Annotated in this window: 19 protein-coding genes and 2 pseudogenes; 8 read left to right on the forward strand and 13 right to left on the reverse strand. The window is 61.8% G+C overall.

The annotated features are described in order from the left end of the window. Positions 1-7: 7 nt before the first annotated feature. The 4 genes from HHJ18_RS08370 to HHJ18_RS08385 form a co-directional block, all read right to left on the reverse strand. Complete coding sequence (locus HHJ18_RS08370; protein WP_296913867.1) at positions 8-325, reverse strand: copper-binding protein; 318 nt, start codon at positions 323-325, stop codon at positions 8-10. 11 nt (positions 326-336) lie between these two features. Next, positions 337-807, reverse strand: a complete 471-nt coding sequence (locus HHJ18_RS08375; protein WP_296913869.1) for a DUF411 domain-containing protein — start codon at positions 805-807, stop codon at positions 337-339. Between the two features lie 151 nt (positions 808-958). Then, entirely contained in the window at positions 959-1,405 is a 447-nt protein-coding gene (locus HHJ18_RS08380) for a hypothetical protein (protein ID WP_296913872.1), read from the reverse strand. A gap of 30 nt (positions 1,406-1,435) precedes the next feature. Next, positions 1,436-1,750: a hypothetical protein gene (locus HHJ18_RS08385; protein WP_296913875.1), complete on the reverse strand. Its 315-nt coding sequence runs from the start codon at positions 1,748-1,750 to the stop codon at positions 1,436-1,438. A 281-nt stretch (positions 1,751-2,031) separates the two neighbouring features. Here HHJ18_RS08385 and HHJ18_RS08390 point away from each other — a divergent pair, with 281 nt between their 5' ends. Then, entirely contained in the window at positions 2,032-3,825 is a 1,794-nt protein-coding gene (locus HHJ18_RS08390; protein ID WP_296913877.1) for a long-chain fatty acid--CoA ligase, read from the forward strand. A gap of 155 nt (positions 3,826-3,980) precedes the next feature. Here the strand turns inward: HHJ18_RS08390 and HHJ18_RS08395 are convergent, their stop codons facing one another. After that, positions 3,981-4,538 (reverse strand): YaeQ family protein, encoded by a 558-nt coding sequence (locus tag HHJ18_RS08395; protein ID WP_296913880.1) that lies wholly within the window; start codon positions 4,536-4,538, stop codon positions 3,981-3,983. 124 nt (positions 4,539-4,662) lie between these two features. On the opposite strand from HHJ18_RS08395, the pseudogene HHJ18_RS08400 reads away from it, so the two are divergent. The 5 genes and pseudogenes from HHJ18_RS08400 to HHJ18_RS08420 all read left to right on the forward strand — a co-directional run. Beyond that, positions 4,663-4,845: pseudogene (locus HHJ18_RS08400) on the forward strand (mannose-6-phosphate isomerase); the annotation flags it as partial. Between the two features lie 279 nt (positions 4,846-5,124). Then, positions 5,125-5,595: a hypothetical protein gene (locus HHJ18_RS08405; protein ID WP_296913883.1), complete on the forward strand. Its 471-nt coding sequence runs from the start codon at positions 5,125-5,127 to the stop codon at positions 5,593-5,595. 140 nt (positions 5,596-5,735) lie between these two features. Continuing rightward, complete coding sequence (locus HHJ18_RS08410; RefSeq protein WP_296913886.1) at positions 5,736-6,020, forward strand: DUF427 domain-containing protein; 285 nt, start codon at positions 5,736-5,738, stop codon at positions 6,018-6,020. A gap of 217 nt (positions 6,021-6,237) precedes the next feature. Continuing rightward, positions 6,238-6,675 (forward strand): universal stress protein, encoded by a 438-nt coding sequence (locus tag HHJ18_RS08415; protein ID WP_296913889.1) that lies wholly within the window; start codon positions 6,238-6,240, stop codon positions 6,673-6,675. Positions 6,676-6,699: 24 nt separating this feature from the next. After that, positions 6,700-6,939 carry a DUF465 domain-containing protein gene (locus tag HHJ18_RS08420; RefSeq protein WP_296913891.1) on the forward strand — a complete coding sequence of 80 codons (240 nt, stop codon included), beginning with the start codon at positions 6,700-6,702 and terminating at the stop codon, positions 6,937-6,939. Between the two features lie 144 nt (positions 6,940-7,083). Here the strand turns inward: HHJ18_RS08420 and HHJ18_RS08425 are convergent, their stop codons facing one another. The 3 genes from HHJ18_RS08425 to HHJ18_RS08435 form a co-directional block, all read right to left on the reverse strand. Further along, the gene (locus HHJ18_RS08425; RefSeq protein ID WP_296913893.1) at positions 7,084-7,848 is read right to left on the reverse strand and encodes an SDR family NAD(P)-dependent oxidoreductase; all 765 of its coding nucleotides are present in this window, start codon (positions 7,846-7,848) and stop codon (positions 7,084-7,086) included. Between the two features lie 24 nt (positions 7,849-7,872). Next, positions 7,873-8,448 carry a protocatechuate 3,4-dioxygenase gene (locus HHJ18_RS08430; RefSeq protein ID WP_296913944.1) on the reverse strand — a complete coding sequence of 192 codons (576 nt, stop codon included), beginning with the start codon at positions 8,446-8,448 and terminating at the stop codon, positions 7,873-7,875. Positions 8,449-8,611: 163 nt separating this feature from the next. Further along, positions 8,612-9,301, reverse strand: a complete 690-nt coding sequence (locus tag HHJ18_RS08435; RefSeq protein WP_296913947.1) for a pseudouridine synthase — start codon at positions 9,299-9,301, stop codon at positions 8,612-8,614. A gap of 50 nt (positions 9,302-9,351) precedes the next feature. Between HHJ18_RS08435 and atpE the strand changes: the two are divergent. After that, positions 9,352-9,592 (forward strand): annotated as a pseudogene (atpE, locus tag HHJ18_RS08440) (F0F1 ATP synthase subunit C). Here atpE and HHJ18_RS08445 read toward each other — a convergent pair. Both HHJ18_RS08445 and HHJ18_RS08450 read right to left on the reverse strand, forming a co-directional pair. Beyond that, positions 9,589-9,918, reverse strand: a complete 330-nt coding sequence (locus tag HHJ18_RS08445; protein WP_296913895.1) for a VF530 family protein — start codon at positions 9,916-9,918, stop codon at positions 9,589-9,591. The pseudogene atpE and the gene HHJ18_RS08445 sit on opposite strands and share 4 nt — an antisense overlap. A gap of 7 nt (positions 9,919-9,925) precedes the next feature. Then, positions 9,926-10,069, reverse strand: coding sequence for a hypothetical protein (locus tag HHJ18_RS08450; protein ID WP_296913897.1), 144 nt, complete (start codon positions 10,067-10,069; stop codon positions 9,926-9,928). A 177-nt stretch (positions 10,070-10,246) separates the two neighbouring features. Here HHJ18_RS08450 and HHJ18_RS08455 point away from each other — a divergent pair, with 177 nt between their 5' ends. Further along, positions 10,247-11,521, forward strand: coding sequence for an MFS transporter (locus tag HHJ18_RS08455; protein WP_296913899.1), 1,275 nt, complete (start codon positions 10,247-10,249; stop codon positions 11,519-11,521). Here the strand turns inward: HHJ18_RS08455 and HHJ18_RS08460 are convergent. From HHJ18_RS08460 to HHJ18_RS08470, 3 genes are all read right to left on the reverse strand, one after another. After that, the gene (locus HHJ18_RS08460) at positions 11,509-12,834 is read right to left on the reverse strand and encodes a cytochrome c (protein WP_296913902.1); all 1,326 of its coding nucleotides are present in this window, start codon (positions 12,832-12,834) and stop codon (positions 11,509-11,511) included. The genes HHJ18_RS08455 and HHJ18_RS08460 overlap by 13 nt on opposite strands. Beyond that, entirely contained in the window at positions 12,831-13,649 is an 819-nt protein-coding gene (locus tag HHJ18_RS08465; protein WP_296913904.1) for a c-type cytochrome, read from the reverse strand. The genes HHJ18_RS08460 and HHJ18_RS08465 overlap by 4 nt, the downstream gene beginning before the upstream one ends. A gap of 513 nt (positions 13,650-14,162) precedes the next feature. Then, complete coding sequence (locus tag HHJ18_RS08470) at positions 14,163-15,191, reverse strand: c-type cytochrome (protein ID WP_296913906.1); 1,029 nt, start codon at positions 15,189-15,191, stop codon at positions 14,163-14,165. Between the last annotated feature and the right edge of the window lie 32 nt (positions 15,192-15,223).

Consider the following 15,223-nt stretch of genomic DNA (forward strand, 5'->3'; position numbering starts at 1 on the left):
CTACTTGCTACTTTCGCGGCTCTATCGAAACCACGGTAAATGCGCCGTTGATCTTGTCCGCCGTGAAATTGACCTTGTCCCCCGGCTTGACCTTTTGCAGCAGCGCCGGGTCCTTGACCGCGTACGCCATGCTCATGGCGGGCATGTCGAGGTTTTTGATCTCGGCATGCTTCAACGTGATCTTGCCGGCTGCCGCGTCAATCTTGCGTACCTCGCCCTCGGTTTGCGGCAGACCAGCTTGCGCATGGGCTGAAAACGCTGCAAAGCCGGTTGAGGCCAACAGCGCCGTGCTCAAGACGAAGGCGGTGGTTGTCAATCGTTTCATTGGATATTCCTTCAGGCGCGGTTGTAGCTTTGATAGACACGGGTGCTGCCGTCGGAGCTGATGAGCAGCACGTCATACGGGTCCTTGCGTCCCTTGTACTCAGGCCCATCCATCCCGGGGGAGCCGACTTTCATGCCGGGCACCGTCAGGCCGATGACTTTCGGGCGCTCTTTTAACAGGCGCTGGATATCTTTAGCCGGCACATGGCCCTCGATAGCGTAGCCGGCGATCAGCGCGGTGTGGCAGGAGCCCAACTTTTCGGGTACGCCCAAGCGGGTTCTGACCGCCGCATTGCCGCTGTCGTCCACTTTGACCTGAAAACCGTTGGCTTCCATATGCGTCACCCAGTCTTTGCAGCAGCCGCAACTGGGGTCCTTCCAGACCTCGACCATGGTTTTGCTTTGCGCCATCACGGCCGGTGCGCCAAGCGAAGCGCCAGCCAGCGAGGCGAGTGCCTGAATCAGTAATCGTCTTTTCATCATGTTTTCTCCTTGAAGCGGATTTGGAAATTCGAAATGAGGAAGGTCAACAGGTTTAGTGTTGCGGGCAATCGGAGGTGAAGCCTGATACAAGCGTTACGGCTCGTGCCGCCAATAGCGTCAGGGAAGTACCGACCCAGTGCGGGCCCGAAACTCAGGAAATCGGTGGTTTTTGGCCTGGCATAGCGTCGGCGCTGGCAAAGCGGGATGCCGCAGCGCTGGGCCGCGTCAGCAAACTGAAAACCGGCGTCAGGTGCGCCACCGCCGCAGTTGGCGCCAGCGTGTGGCAAGCCTGACAGGCGGCATGGGTGCTGCAATGTCCGCCGGCCGGCTGTGCGGCGGCATCAAGCGGCTGGTCTGCGCAGTCGCCAGCACCAGTCATCGCCGCAGTGCTGCGAGCTGCATGGGCCGCCCCGGAATCCGCTGTTTGATAACTAAAAGTTGCCTGAGCCCAGGCTTCATGGGCGTTGGCGGCTATGGTTTTTGTAGCGGATTGCGCGGGTTGCAACCAGGTAGCCGCCATGTTGGTGGCCATTGCCTCACCCATCCAGCCGCGTAGCAGCAGCAGGGCAATCATGAAGATGAAGAACGGACGGCGCACTTTTGAATGATACGGCGGCGCGCAGAAAGTTCAAAAATGCGGAAGTGATCGTCGTCGCACCCGGCCCGGATTGGCTGGCCACAGCGCCGGGTTTGAGGCGGGCGAAAATGCCGAAGCGGTGTTGACGGCGCTGCTGCCCTGGCCAGGCTTTCGGCGGCGATGGCGGTGGGCATCTGACTGCACCTGACCGAACACCACGCCCACGCGCATCGCCATGAAGTGCTGGAGCACGAGCAACCGCAATCCCATCCCTCCGATGACGGCCACCACCAGCACGCCCATGAACCCGCGTTTGAAGGCCAGCACGCGCATCGGCACCGCTATCAGCCGCTGCGGCACAGCCATGCGAATTTTCCGGATGCGCACCACCGCCACGGGCACAAGCACTGAGGCCGGCTGCGCCGCTTAAGCAGCGATGGCATGACATGCAAATTACCAATTTCCTATTAAATTGGCCTTCAGCCCAATGAATACGGGCGTAAATAGCTATTAAAAAGTGAGCATTCGAGGTGAATTTTCCCCAGGGAAAAAGACAAGCGACACTGCTTTATCAGCAGCTACCCCGATGTGATTTTCCCCAAGTCCGGGTAGGCTTGAGGCAAACAAGTTCTGACTGGAGCCCTGCCGTGTCCCCTGCTTTTATATCCGCCCAGCCCGATCAGCCCGCAGCGCCGGCAGCCGCAACCCGCGGCGCAGCGTCGGCTCGTGACCGGCACGCGAAAGTCTGGCCCAAACGCTTGCCGCGCAGCATCACACCGCCGGCCACCTCGCTGTGGCACAACCTGGCGGTCAGCGCGCTGCGCTTTCCCGACAAGCCCGCGCTGGTATTTTTTGACCAGGTATTGAGTTACGCCGAACTGCTGCAACAGGCCGAGCGGCTGGCCGCCACGTTGCACCGGCTTGGCGTCAGAAAGGGCGACCGCGTGCTGCTCAATCTGCAAAATTGCCCGCAGTGGGTGATTGCGCACTTTGCGATCTTGCGCGCCGATGCCGTGGTGGTGCCGGTCAACCCGATGAACCGGGCCGAAGAGCTTAAACACTACATCACCAACCCGGACGTCAAAGTGGCCATCACGGCGGCTGACCTGGCGCCCGAGCTGGTCAAGGCGAGCGACAAACTGGCCCCCGAAGAACGGCTGACGCAGCTGATCGTGACGCATTACAGCGATGCCTTTGACGACGCGGCGGCGCAAGCTGAAGGTGCCAGCGCCATACCGACCGCCTGGCGCGACTGGCTGCTGACCCGGTACGCGCTGCCCGAGTTGCAAGGTGGCGCCGTGCTGAGCTGGGCCGAGGCGCTGGACCCAGACGGCGCGGGCAGCCGCGATCTGCCGGCGCACAGTGCCACGCCGCAAGACCTGGCCGTGCTGCCTTACACCAGCGGCACCACCGGCTTGCCCAAGGGTTGCATGCACACGCACGCCAGCATCATGCACAACGCGGTGGGCAGCTGCCTGTGGGGCAACAGCACGTTTGAAAACGTGGTGCTGTCGGTGGTGCCGATGTTTCACATCACCGGCATGGTGTCGGTGCTGCATGCGGCCATTTACGGCAGCGCCACGCTGGTCATCATGCCGCGCTGGGAGCGCGAACTGGCCGGCCGGCTGATCTCGCGCTGGCGCGTGACGCACTGGACCAACATCCCTACCATGGTGATTGACCTGCTGGCCAGCCCCAACTTTGCGCGGTTCGATTTGAGCAGCCTGGTCTACATAGGCGGTGGTGGTGCCGCCATGCCGCAAGCCGTGGCGCAGCGCCTGTGGGAGCAATACGGCCTGCGTTTTGCCGAAGGCTATGGCCTGACTGAAACCGCCGCCCCGTCGCACAGCAACCCGCCCGACGCCACCAAGCAGCAGTGTCTGGGCGTGCCCTTCATCAGCACCGATGCCCGCGTGATCGACCCGCTGAGCCTGGAGGAAATGCCGCAGGGCGAGCAGGGCGAAATCGTCATGTGCGGGCCGCAGAACTTCTCGGGCTACTGGAAGCAACCGACCGCCACCGAGGCGGCTTTCATCGAGCTTGACGGCAAGCGCTTTTTTCGCTCAGGCGATTTGGGGCATGTCGACGAAGAGGGCTATTTCTTCCTGACCGACCGGCTCAAACGCATGATCAATGCCTCGGGTTTCAAGGTCTGGCCGGCCGAGGTCGAAGCCTTGATGTTTCGCCATCCCGCCATTCAGGAAGCCTGCATCATTAGCGTCAAGGATGCCTACCGCGGCGAAACCGTCAAGGCCGTGGTGGTGTTGCGCGCAGACGCCAGGGGCAGGATGACAGAAGAAGACATCATCAACTGGTGCAAGGACAACATGGCCGCCTACAAGTACCCGCGCGTGGTGCAGTTTGTGGAGGCGCTGCCCAAGAGCGGATCGGGCAAGGTGATGTGGCGGGTTTTGCAGGAAGGCGAAAACGGTTCGGATTGAAGGGGTGGAGCTGGCGCTCTTCGACGCTGCTGGCTTGGGTAGAGAATCAATCTCTGGGGCAATGAATTCGGGCGTTAGTGCTATTAAATAGATAGCTGCTTACGCCCGTATCCATTGGTCTAGAAGGCGACTTATCCATAAATATTGATCAAGCCTCAAACTCCGGCCGTCAACCTTCGCGGCGTAATCTCGACCGACTCGCTGCCGGTGCTCATCCACACCGTGCCGTCCTGCACCGTGACCTGCAACTGCATGCCGCGCTCGGCCAGCTTGCCCAGAGCCTGGCTTTGCGCGGACTCAATCTGCCACACCACCAGATTGGCGGCGCGCGTCAGTTTGCTTTCAATGGCTTTCCACCACACCGGCGTGCTGTTGGCAAAGCCGTAGACGGTGACGCGTCCGGCGCGGCCGGCGGCGCGCATCAGGCGCTTGTCGTCGGGCTGGCCCACGTCTATCCAGTGCAGCACGGCGCCGGTGTAGTCCTTGTGCCACAGCGCGGGCTCATCAACATCCCACAGGTCCTTGGCAAATTCAAGATTGCCGCGCTTGTCATCGGCCGGCACGTTGAGCGCAAAGGCCAGCAGGCGGATCATCATGCGTTCGTCGGTCTCTGACGGATGGCGCGCAATGATGACGCTGTGGTCGGCATAGACGGGGCGGTCCATGTCGGCGATTTGCAGTTGGGCTTTGTGAATGGTGGCTTTGATGGCCATGGGAAAGGTTCTCGGGTGGCGGCCCAGGGCAGGCTGCCAAGGCTTCGCGGTAAACGCTCTATTGGAACAGTCTTTTTGTGGCGGCCCGAACCGGCTTGGCGGGGCAGGCGCACGCGTAGCAGGATTTGTCAATGTGCCGCCTTACGTGCCGCATCAGGAGATCAACGCCAGCCCGACAAAGATGCTGGAGTACCTGATGTGCCCCAGCGACGGCGAGGCCGTGGCCGTGAACCTGGACATCGAAGCGCTCGAGCAACTGTCCACGGTGCTGTGGATAGAACCTATCCAGCCCCACGGCGGCGTTTAGTTCCACGGCTAGCTTTGTCCGCTATCGCCGCTTTCGCCGCTATCTCCGATAGGCCGTTGCAGCGCCTTTCCGCCCGTCAAGACCCGGTAAGCGCGCCGTGAAGAACTGCAAAAAACCGGAGAAAAGGCCGTTTTAGGGTGTTTCTGAAAAGTTTGCTTACGAATGTCACATCGTCCTACATGACGCGTGCGTCAAGGTGGTTACAACAGAATCAGGCGTTATCTTAGATAGAGCGCCGTAACCTGCGTCCCGATTCCACGGTACGAGAAAAGAGAAACCATGAAAACCAATGTCAAACCCTTGCTGCGGGCGAGCCTTATCGCCCTTTCGGCCCTTTTGGCCACTGCAGCACAAGCTGTCACGCCTTACGTCAGTGCCACCGTCGAAGGCGCGCTGACGCCGGGTGTCTATGGCCGCATTGATATCGGCAACGCGCCGCCACCGCCGCTGATTTATGCGCAACCGGTCATCATCCAGCGTGCGCCGGTCTATGTGCAGCAGCAGCCGCTGTATCTTCACGTGCCACCCGGACATTCGAAAAAATGGTCCAAGCATTGCGCCAAATACAACGCTTGCGGTCAACCGGTTTATTTTGTCAATGTCCGGGGGGATGGTGACTTCGAACGGCGCCGGTTCGATGACGAACGCCGCGGCCGCGACAAACACGACCGGGGCCGTGACTGGAACGATGATGACGAGGGCCACGGAAAAGGCAAAGGCAAGCACAAGAACAAAGGGCGCGACGATTAAGCACTGAGGCTGGCATTAGCCAGTAGCCGTCCCCCAAAGGTGCCGATGCCCAGGTATCGGCACCTTTTTATTGGTGCCGCCAATGCCTGCAGATGGGCGTAGCATTGTGCGAAGATCAACCGCACTTAAGGATGGACCCCATGAAAGCAATCTGGAATGGCGCAGTGATTGCGCAAAGCGATGACACCGTGGTGATCGAAGGCAACCACTATTTTCCCGAAAGTTCGCTCAACCGCGACTACGTGACCTTCAGCAACCACCACACCATGTGTTCGTGGAAGGGCCAGGCGAGCTACTACTCGCTGCTGGTCAATGGAGAAATGAACACCGATGCGGCCTGGTATTACCCTGACCCCAAATCCGAGGCCGAGAACATCAAGGGACATGTGGCTTTCTGGAAAGGCGTGAAGATCGATCCTTCATGAGTGGCAACCCGCAACGGGCGGGCTATTGCAGGGGGTCAGGGTGGCAGCGCTTTTGGTTGTTTTCGGCGCCTTGTCCGACTGCGCTTAGCAGCGCAATCCTCTATAAATGGGCATGGTCAGGCCGCCGCTAAAGCCGCCAGAAGCAGGTACAGGCCGCAATTGACGGAAGCAGGGTTATAGACAAAAAATCTTTCCAGGCTGTCTAGGAGATTCCATCATGTTTAAGCACATTCTCGTTCCCGTAGATGGCTCATCTTCTGCTGGCCAGGCGGTCGAAAAGGCGATGGCCGTGGCTGATGCGTTTAAAAGCGCAGTCACCGTCATTTATGTCATAGACCCTTACGCTTTCTCTGGGGTGGGAACGGATTTTTCTTATGGCCAGGCCGAGTATCTCGCTGCGGCGAATGCCGAAGCTACCGAAGCGCTGAAGACCGCAAAGCAAGCTTTCGAGGCGCGTGGCATCAACGTCACGGCGTCGGTCGTTGAAGGCCATGCGATTTACCGCGGCATTCTTGAAACCGCCGAGTCGGTGGGCGCGGATTTGCTGGTCATGGGCTCTCATGGCCGGCGCGGACTGGAACGACTGGTGCTGGGCAGCGTGACAGCCCAAGTGTTGTCGCACGCGCATTTGCCGGTGCTGGTTGTTCGCGAATAGACCTGTCAACCAAGAGGAGTATCCATGGATTTGCTGAATCACGATCTGGCGCACGAGTTTCCCCAGTACCTGCAGAAAATGCGCGAGCTCAAAGCATCCGATCCCCGCTTTGCAAGCCTTTTTGTCCAATACGACACCGACAACCAGACCATCGCAAGCTACGAGGGAGGGGTCGGTTCAATCAGTGATGAAGATCTTGAAAAGCTTAAGAAAAAACGCCTAAAAATCAAAGACCAGATTCACCAGATTCTCAAGACGAGATGACTGACGTGCCAGTGGGAAAACGGCTGGATTATGGCGAAAAATGCCGCTAGACCAATAGCTAAGGGCGTAACATGCTATAAAAAATATAGCAATTTTAATCGCGTCAGGCGAACCTTGCGGGACCGTTTGTTAACAAAATCGGTACTAATTCCTGACGTCTGCGACGGGTTGCGCGCCAAAGTCGGCCCGCGCCAGATAGGCCAGCACGCGGTTTGCCGCGACTTCGGGAGAACTCAACTGCCCGTCGTTTTTTAGCTGCACGAAATAGTTCCGGTCAGGAAAGTCGGCTTGGTCTGCGCCGCGCAGTTGCGCCTGCATATCGGTGTCAATCCTGCCAGGCGCCAGTGAGCAGAGCCTGGCGCCGTTGGCTTTCCGCGCTTCTTCCAGCGCTACGCAGCGCGTGAAATGGTCCAACCCCGCCTTGACGGTGCAGTAAGCCGCCTGGTAGGCCTTGGCCCGGTGGCCGACACTTGACGAAATATTGAGTACCTTGCGCCTGGCGGGCCAGGCGGCGGTGGCACGCAAGAACACCGCAGTGAGCTGCATGGGCGCCTCCAGCCCGACGCGCAAAGCCTGCGCCAGATCGTCAACGTCGGCCTGGCTGAGCGGGGCCAGATGCGAAATGACCGCTGCATTATTGATAAGGGTGGCATCGGCAAAATTGGCGAGGGTAGCGCCGGCCTGTACTTGCAGCCACGCCTCCAGTTGCCGGCTGACCGCGGCACCTTGCGTCAGGTCTTCGGTCCACTGCAGCAGGGTTGCGCCTTGCGCGCGTGCCTGTTCAGCCAGCGCTTCGTTGCGATGGCGCGAAATGCACAGCAGCGTGTGCTTGGGCTCCAGCAGTTGTTGGGCCAGCGCCAGCCCCAGACCTCGCGAAGCGCCGGTCAGAATCGTCAGTTGTTGCGTCATGCCCGAATGATAGGGAGTCCTGGCTCAGGCTTGCACCACCAGCGGAAATTGCGCCCGTAGCCCGTCGGGCCCAAAGGTGAAGGGCACGGTGAGGGCGGCACGGGCTTGCTCATCGGCCAGGCTGCGCCATAAAAAATCGCGTTGGTTGAGCGCTTCGCCGGCGACGTAGAGCTGCGTCGTCAGCAGTTCGCGGCCAGCCAGCTTGACCTTGAGATGAATGTGCGGTGCGCGGCCGCTGTAAGCCACCGGGCGAATGGTGCGAAAGCGATATTCGCCCTGGGCATTCACCGTGACTCGCCCAAAACCTTGAAACGCCTTGTCGACAAGCCCGCCGTCGCCGGGGTGGTCGTAGTGGCCGGCGTGGTCGCACTGCCATATTTCCACCTGCGCGCCGCGCACCGGCCGGCCATTCAAGTCGTTCACCGAACCTTCCAGCCAGCTTGGCTGGCCGCGGCCATAGTTCAGCGCACCGTTACGCAGCAAATCGAAGTCGGCGTCTTGCGGCAGCTTGACCGGATAAAACGGGCCTTCGGTTTGGGAAGGAGTGGGGCGGCGCAGGGGCGCGGGCTGGGCGCGTGCGCCCGTCCACAACGTAGGCATCGCCACCAGCGCGGCGGCTGCAGCGCGGCGGTTCCACAGGCGAATTACGGGGCCAATTACGGGAAGAGAGGGCGGCTGCAAAGGCATGAGGAATCTCCAGCTGTATCAAGTCGGAGACTGTGGCCGGAGCTAAAGTTCCCCCGCACCAGCTCGACAAGACGGGTTAAAAGGGCGGCGGGCTTTCAAAGCGCATCGGTTCTGCGCTGCACGGGTGCGCCAGGCCCAGCGCGCAGGCGTGCAGTAACAGCCGAGGCGCGGCCGCCGCGAGGGCGGCAGGGGCATACAGCGCATCGCCGAGTATCGGATGGCCCAGCGCCTGCAGATGCACGCGCAGCTGGTGCGATCGACCGGTCAGTGGTTCAAGCTCCACGCGAGTGCTGTCGCTGGCTTCATCAAACGCCACGCTACGCCAGCGCGTCTGGCTGGGCTTGCCGCGTTGCGCATCAATGATGCGCAACGGCCGGCGCGGCCAGTCGACCACTATCGGCAGGTCAATCAAGCCCCAGCCATCGGCGCTTTCGGGCGGCAAGAGGCAGCCCTGCACCACGGCGATGTAACGTTTGTGGACCTGCCGCGTTTCAAATGATTTGGCCAGCACGCGTTGCATGGCGATGCCGCGCGCCATCAGCATCACGCCCGAGGTGGCCATGTCAAGCCGGTGCACCACCAGCGCGTCGGGGAAGCGCCGCTGCACCCGGGCGCTCAGGCAGTCCTGCTTGTCTTCGCCGCGGCCCGGCACGGCCAGCAGGCCGGAAGGCTTGTTCAGCACCAGCAGGCTGTCGTCGGCATACATCAGCACCAGCTCGGCGCTGGCGGCACTTGTCAGGTAATTGTTGGGCGGCCCGCTGGACATCATGATTTCAGTCAACAGCCCAGGTTTTTGACAACAGAAGAAACATCATGATGGACGCCGGTGCCATTTCCATGGGATGTGGTTTGCTGATTGGCCCCGGTGCGATAGGTGCCTGCCTGGGCATAGGCGTGATGAGCGGGCGTTACCCGGAAGGCGCGGTGCGCCAGCCCGAAATGAGGGAACAGCTGCAGGTCAACATGCTTTTGCTGGCGGGCCGGATTGACGCCAACTTTCTGATTGGGGGTGGGCGTGGCGATGCTGCTGCTGTTTGCCAACCCCTTTAGCAGTTAGCGTTTTGGCTCTGGAAAGTTATGAACCTGCGGGCTGGCGCGACGGACTTCGCGCAGCATGAAAAGGTACAGGCTTTCAACCTTTTCGCGCGCCCACGGCGTCTTGCGCAAGAATTTCAGGCTCGATGCTACGCTGGGTTCGCTGACGAAGCAGCGAATCGCGATGCGCTGGCCCAACTCTTCCCAGCCGTAGTGCGCCGCCAGCGCGGTGACGATGGCTTCTAGCGTCACGCCGTGCAGCGCATTGCCGGGTTGAACCGGCTGGACGGGTTGATCCGACTTCGGCGCAGCCGGGGCAGCAGCAGGTGGGCCAGCAGACTCAGCCATGGCCGTCTTACTTATTCTTCAGCTTGCCCCGCAGCGGCACCTGGGTCACCACGGTTGGCCGCACTGCATCGGGCGACACCAGCTTGGGCGGTGACGTGTCTTTCTTGGGTTTTTTGACCATCTTGTTGCTGTTTTGTTGACTTTTTGCCATGACATTCTCCGATTGAGTGATGAATAGATTATCAATCCAACTTGATGCGCGGACGGTACGTGCAGTCAATCAATTCAGACAGCGTGATGGAGCCGTGCTTGCTGGTGTTCTTTAACATTGACGGCCAGTTTTGCCCGCGCCCACACGTCCGGGCGAAGGTGGCGACAATCGCTGCTGATGTCCTCCCTGTCCACCCACAGCCTTTCAGATCTTTTCCGCCAGCGTGCCTTTTTGCGCATGTGGTTTGCCCGGCTGTTTGGCATCACGGCCAACCAGATGCTGATGGTGGCGGTGGGCTGGCAAATGTACGAGCTGACCGGCAGCGCCTGGGACTTGGGGCTGGTCGGGCTCTACCAGTTTGTGCCGGCGCTGCTGCTCACGCTTGTGGCCGGCCATGTAGCAGACCGGTTGCATCGCGGCCGCATCATTGCCGTTTGCCTGCTCATGCAGGGCAGCGTGGCGCTGATCCTGGTGGCCGCGACGCTGGGCTGGGGCGCGTCCGCCGCTTGGACTTCGCGAGCGCTGCTGCTGGGCGTCTCGGTGCTGCTAGGCGCGACCCGGGCCTTTCAGATGCCGGCGCAGCAGGCGCTCGCGCCCACACTGGTGCCGCCAGCCATGTTGCCGCGCGCCATGGCCTTCAACTCGACCGGTTTGCAGGCCGCCATCGTGGGCGGGCCGGCATTGGGCGGGGTGATTTTTGTGGCCGGTGCCTCGGCGGTGTATGCCACCTGCGTGTTTCTTTTCGCGATTGGCTGCGCGCTGATTTCGACCGTGCGCTACCAACACGTCCCGCCGCCACGCGAGGCGGTGTCGCTGCGCTCGCTGCTTGCCGGTGTTGAGTTTGTCTGGCAACGCAAGGCCCTGCTGGGCGCGGTGTCGCTGGATCTGTTTGCCGTGCTGCTCGGGGGTGCCACGGCGTTGCTGCCGATGTTTGCCAAAGACATCCTGCACGTCGGGCCCTGGGGGTTGGGCTTGCTGCGCGCGGCGCCGGCAGCGGGCGCCTTGCTCGCATCGGTGGTGTTGACACGCTGGCCGCTTGACCGGCGGGTCGGTCACACCATGCTCGCGGCGGTGGCGTTTTATGGGCTGTGCATGGTGGTGTTTGGCCTGTCGACCAGCTTTGCGCTGTCGTTGGGCGTGCTGGCTTTGTCGGGATGCGCCGACATGATCAGCGTGGTGGTGCGCCAGACCCTGGTGCAGATAGAAACACCGAACGCCATGCGCGGCCGTGTCAGCGCGGTCAATTCGGTATTCATTGGTGCTTCGAATCAGCTAGGCGAGTTTGAATCGGGCGCGACTGCGGCCCTGATGGGGCCGGTCGGCTCGGTAGTGGCGGGCGGCGTGGGAACGCTGCTGGTGGCCGTGCTGTGGTTGAGGGGCTTTCCCGCGCTGGCCAGGCGCGACCGCATGGTGAGTGAAGCCCCGCTTCAGGGCTCCGCTCAACGCGACTGATTGGCGCGTATGCGGTTCACGTCCAGCGGCAGCACGGCACTGGCCTGATTGCCCCAGGCGCTGCGAATGTGCGTCAGCAGCGCCGCCACTTCGGTGTTGTCGAGCACCAGCACAAAAGGCGGCATGCCAAAGGGTCGGGGATTGGCCTCGGTCGCCGGCGCAAAGCCGCCATTAAGCACCATCTGCACCAGATTGACCGTGCTTTGCATCGTCACCGCGCGGTTGCCTGCAAGCGCCGGATAGGCCTTGAATACGCCCTGGCCCTGACCCTGACCCTTGTCGCCATGGCACTGCTCGCAATGCTGCTCGTACAGCTTGGCGCCGCGCCCGGCGGCGGTGGCTGCGGCCGATGACGGCTCCGTGTAGGCTGGCGCTGCAGGCTCAGTCTTGACTTTGGGCAGTTCTTTCAGAAACTGCGCCATCGCGCTCAGGTCTTCATGGCTCAGGTACTGGGTGCTGCGCAGCACCACCTCGGCCATCGGGCCGTTGGCCGAAGCGCGCGGCGAGATGCCGGTTTTGAGCAGGCTCACGATCTGCTCCCGGTCCCAGTCGCCCACCCCGGCCTGGTGCGCCGAGGCGAGCGGGGGCGCATACCAGTTCTGCATCGGGATCAGGCCGCCGGCCAGACCCGGTCCTTGCTCGGTGGCGCCCAGCACGTTGCGCGCGCTGTGGCAGGCGCCGCAGTGGCCCAGGCCCTGCACCAGGTAGGCACCACGGTTCCACTCGGCACTGCGGCTGGCATCAGGCCGGTACACGCCCGGCTTGAAATACAGCGCCCGCCACACTGCCAGGGCGGCCTGCGACTGGTAGGGGAAGCGCAGCGTGTGGAGCAAGTTGGGCTGCGCCACGGCGGGCTGGCTGGCGAGGTAGGCAAACAGCGCGTCTGAGTCCTCGCGCGTGACCTGCGTGTAGCTGGTGTAGGGGAAGGCCGGGTAGAGCAGGCGCCCGCTCTTGGAACGCCCGTTGTGCAGGGCACGCCAAAAGTGCAGCGGCGACCAGCTGCCAATGCCGCTGGCCTGGTCGGGCGTAATGTTGGAGGTGTAGACGATGCCGAATGGGGTGGCGATGCCGCGTCCGCCAGCGTAGCGCGCGCCGCCGCGCGCGGTGTGGCAACCCATGCAGTTGCCGGCACGCGCCAGGTAAGCACCGCGCGCCAGCAGGTCCGGGTTGGCCGGCGTGGCCACCGGCCGTGTCTCCCCCGCGTCTTTCACGTCTACGGCTGTTTCATCGCGCACATTCAGGGTCCAGACCAGTGCCGACGCGCCGATGAGCAGCACGATCAGCAGCAGCGTGAGCTTGACCATTCCTTTCATGGGCGGGCCTTCAAGGCGGTGTTGGATGCACTGGGCGGACTAGGTGGACCGGGGTTGGGCGCGCTGCCGCAGTCGATGGCGCGCGCGCCGGGCGCCAGCGCGGGCAAGGCCAGCGCTGGTTTGGTATTGGCTGGCAAGGGCTGGGCCGCAACCCAGCTGGCCACCGCGTGGATGTCGTCCAGGCTCAGGCGCGCCACCACATCCTTCATGCAGTCTGGCGCATGAGCCCGGCGCTGGCCGGCTTTCCAGGCGCCGAGTTGCGCATTCAGGTAGTCACGCGGCAGTCCCAGCAGGCCCGGAATATTGGGCGCCACACCGGTCATGTCCCGGCCGTGGCATTGCACGCAGGCCGGCAGCTGGCGAGCCGCGTCGCCCTGCTGCACCAGGCGCTCGCCGTGCTGCAACAGCTCGGGCGACGCCGTGCTGACAAGCGGCGCAGGGTAGGGCACGTCCAGCCGCGAAAAGTACTGCGCCATTTCCAGCAGATAGGCGTCGCCAATTGGCCCATCGAGCGGTTCCAGCAACTGCGCCATCAGTCCGTAATGACGCCGCCCTTCGCGAAAATTGAGCAGCTGGTTGTAGAGGTAACCCGCTGGTTTCCCGGCCAGGCGCGGGTAATAGCCATCGGGCCCGGCCCGGCCCTGTTTGCCATGGCAGGCGGTGCAGGCCAGCGTGCGCTGGGCGATGGTGTCGGTAAATGTTGCAGCCTCGGCGACCGCGCGGGTCGGGCTGGCCAGCAGGGCCGCCACGCCGCAGGCCAGCAGGGCCAGTGCCGCCAACTTGCGCTGCAAACCATCAAACCGGGTTGTTGTCATGAGGCAAAAAAAGGGTTGTGTAGGTTTGTGGTGGCGTGAGCGCCGAGGATTAAGAGGTATTTTCATCGCAGATTGGCGGTCGTGTGAAGGCTTGGCGGAATGACCAGTCGCGCGAAACCGGCCAGCCAAGCCATGCGGGGAGAAAAATGCTATCAAATGTATAGCTGCTAACGCCCGTACCTATTGGGCTGGCGGCCGATTTTATGCATCAACTGCAGATAAGAAGGCTGGGCGGATGGTTCGTCACGCGTCCCACACTACTTCGGCAGCGCTAAAAAGTTAACGAAAAAGGCCTGTTGCCCAATGAAGAAGGGCGCGGCATGCTGTTTAAAAATAGCGTACCAATTCCCTTTGGGACACAGCGCAAGGCGCTGACAAAGCCACTCGGCGCCGTCGTGCGGCAAGTCACGGGTAACCCAGGGATGCGACCGGAGTTGTGCCCGCCAGGCCCAAAGCGCTGACGCCGGACGCCGGACTACCGCGCGGCGTTTTGCGTCAGCGCCATTCGTTGCGCTATTTCAACGGATAAACCCCTTTGGCGCGCGCCTCTTGAATCGGCGGCCACGGGCCGAACTTGTGCTGCTCAGCCGAGAAGCCCGGTGTGTAGGGTGCAAACGCGGCATCCACCGGTTTGTTCTTGCGCGCCGGGAAATCCTTTTCAAGATTCCGCTTGACCGGCCGTGGCTGGCTGTTGACGAAAGCGGCCACATCAAACGCCTGCTCATCGGTCAACACCGCGTTGAGGTGGGTGATGCCGCTGGGCATGTTGCCTTTAATGAAGCCTGCCGCCAGTGTCAACCGCGCAATACCGGCGCCATTGTTGTAGCTGTCGGGGCCCCACAACGGCGGAAACTGGTAGCCGTTGGCATCGCCCGCCTTGCCGCGCCGCACACCCAGGCCTTTTTCACCATGGCAAGACGCGCAGGTACTCGCGTAAACCTGTTTTCCGGCCACAGGGTCGGCAGCGCGCGCCAACGTTTTGAGCTTGAGCGTGCCGCCGCCTTCAAGTTTGGTGCCCACTGGAATGCCGGTCGACAAAAAGTGCAGATAGGCCATCATGGCTTTCATTTCTTCGCTGTCCAGAGGAAGTTTTTTCCCGTTCATGCTGCGTTCCATGCAGCCGTTGATGCGCTCCTCGGTGGTCGAGACCGCGTCTTCGCGCCCGCGGTACTGCGGAAAACTCACAAAAGTACCCACCCAAGGGTTGCCGAACTTGCGCCCGCCGGATTCCAAATGACACGAAGTGCAGCCCAGGTTATTGCCGGCGTAGCGCTTTTTCACATCCTTGACTTCAGGTCCGATGTGCTTGTAGGTTTCCTCCATCAGCAGCTTGCCCTGGCGCACTATCTGGCCGTACTTGTCGTCGGGCAGTTTTGTGATGTCGGGCGCTTTCCAGTCTTTTCCACTGAGGGTGGCGGTGGCCGCGGCCGAGGCAGCCGCCGCAGGCGGGGCAGCGCCAGCGGGCGGACTTTGTGCGACAGCGACCGAGCTCATGCCGGCACTGATGGCTACGCCTGTGATGAGTCTGTTAAAGCGCTTCATTTCAATCTCCCAAAATAGTCAATCGGCGTGCA

The organism is Polaromonas sp. (assembly GCF_012927455.1).
Classification (GTDB): domain Bacteria; phylum Pseudomonadota; class Gammaproteobacteria; order Burkholderiales; family Burkholderiaceae_C; genus Polaromonas.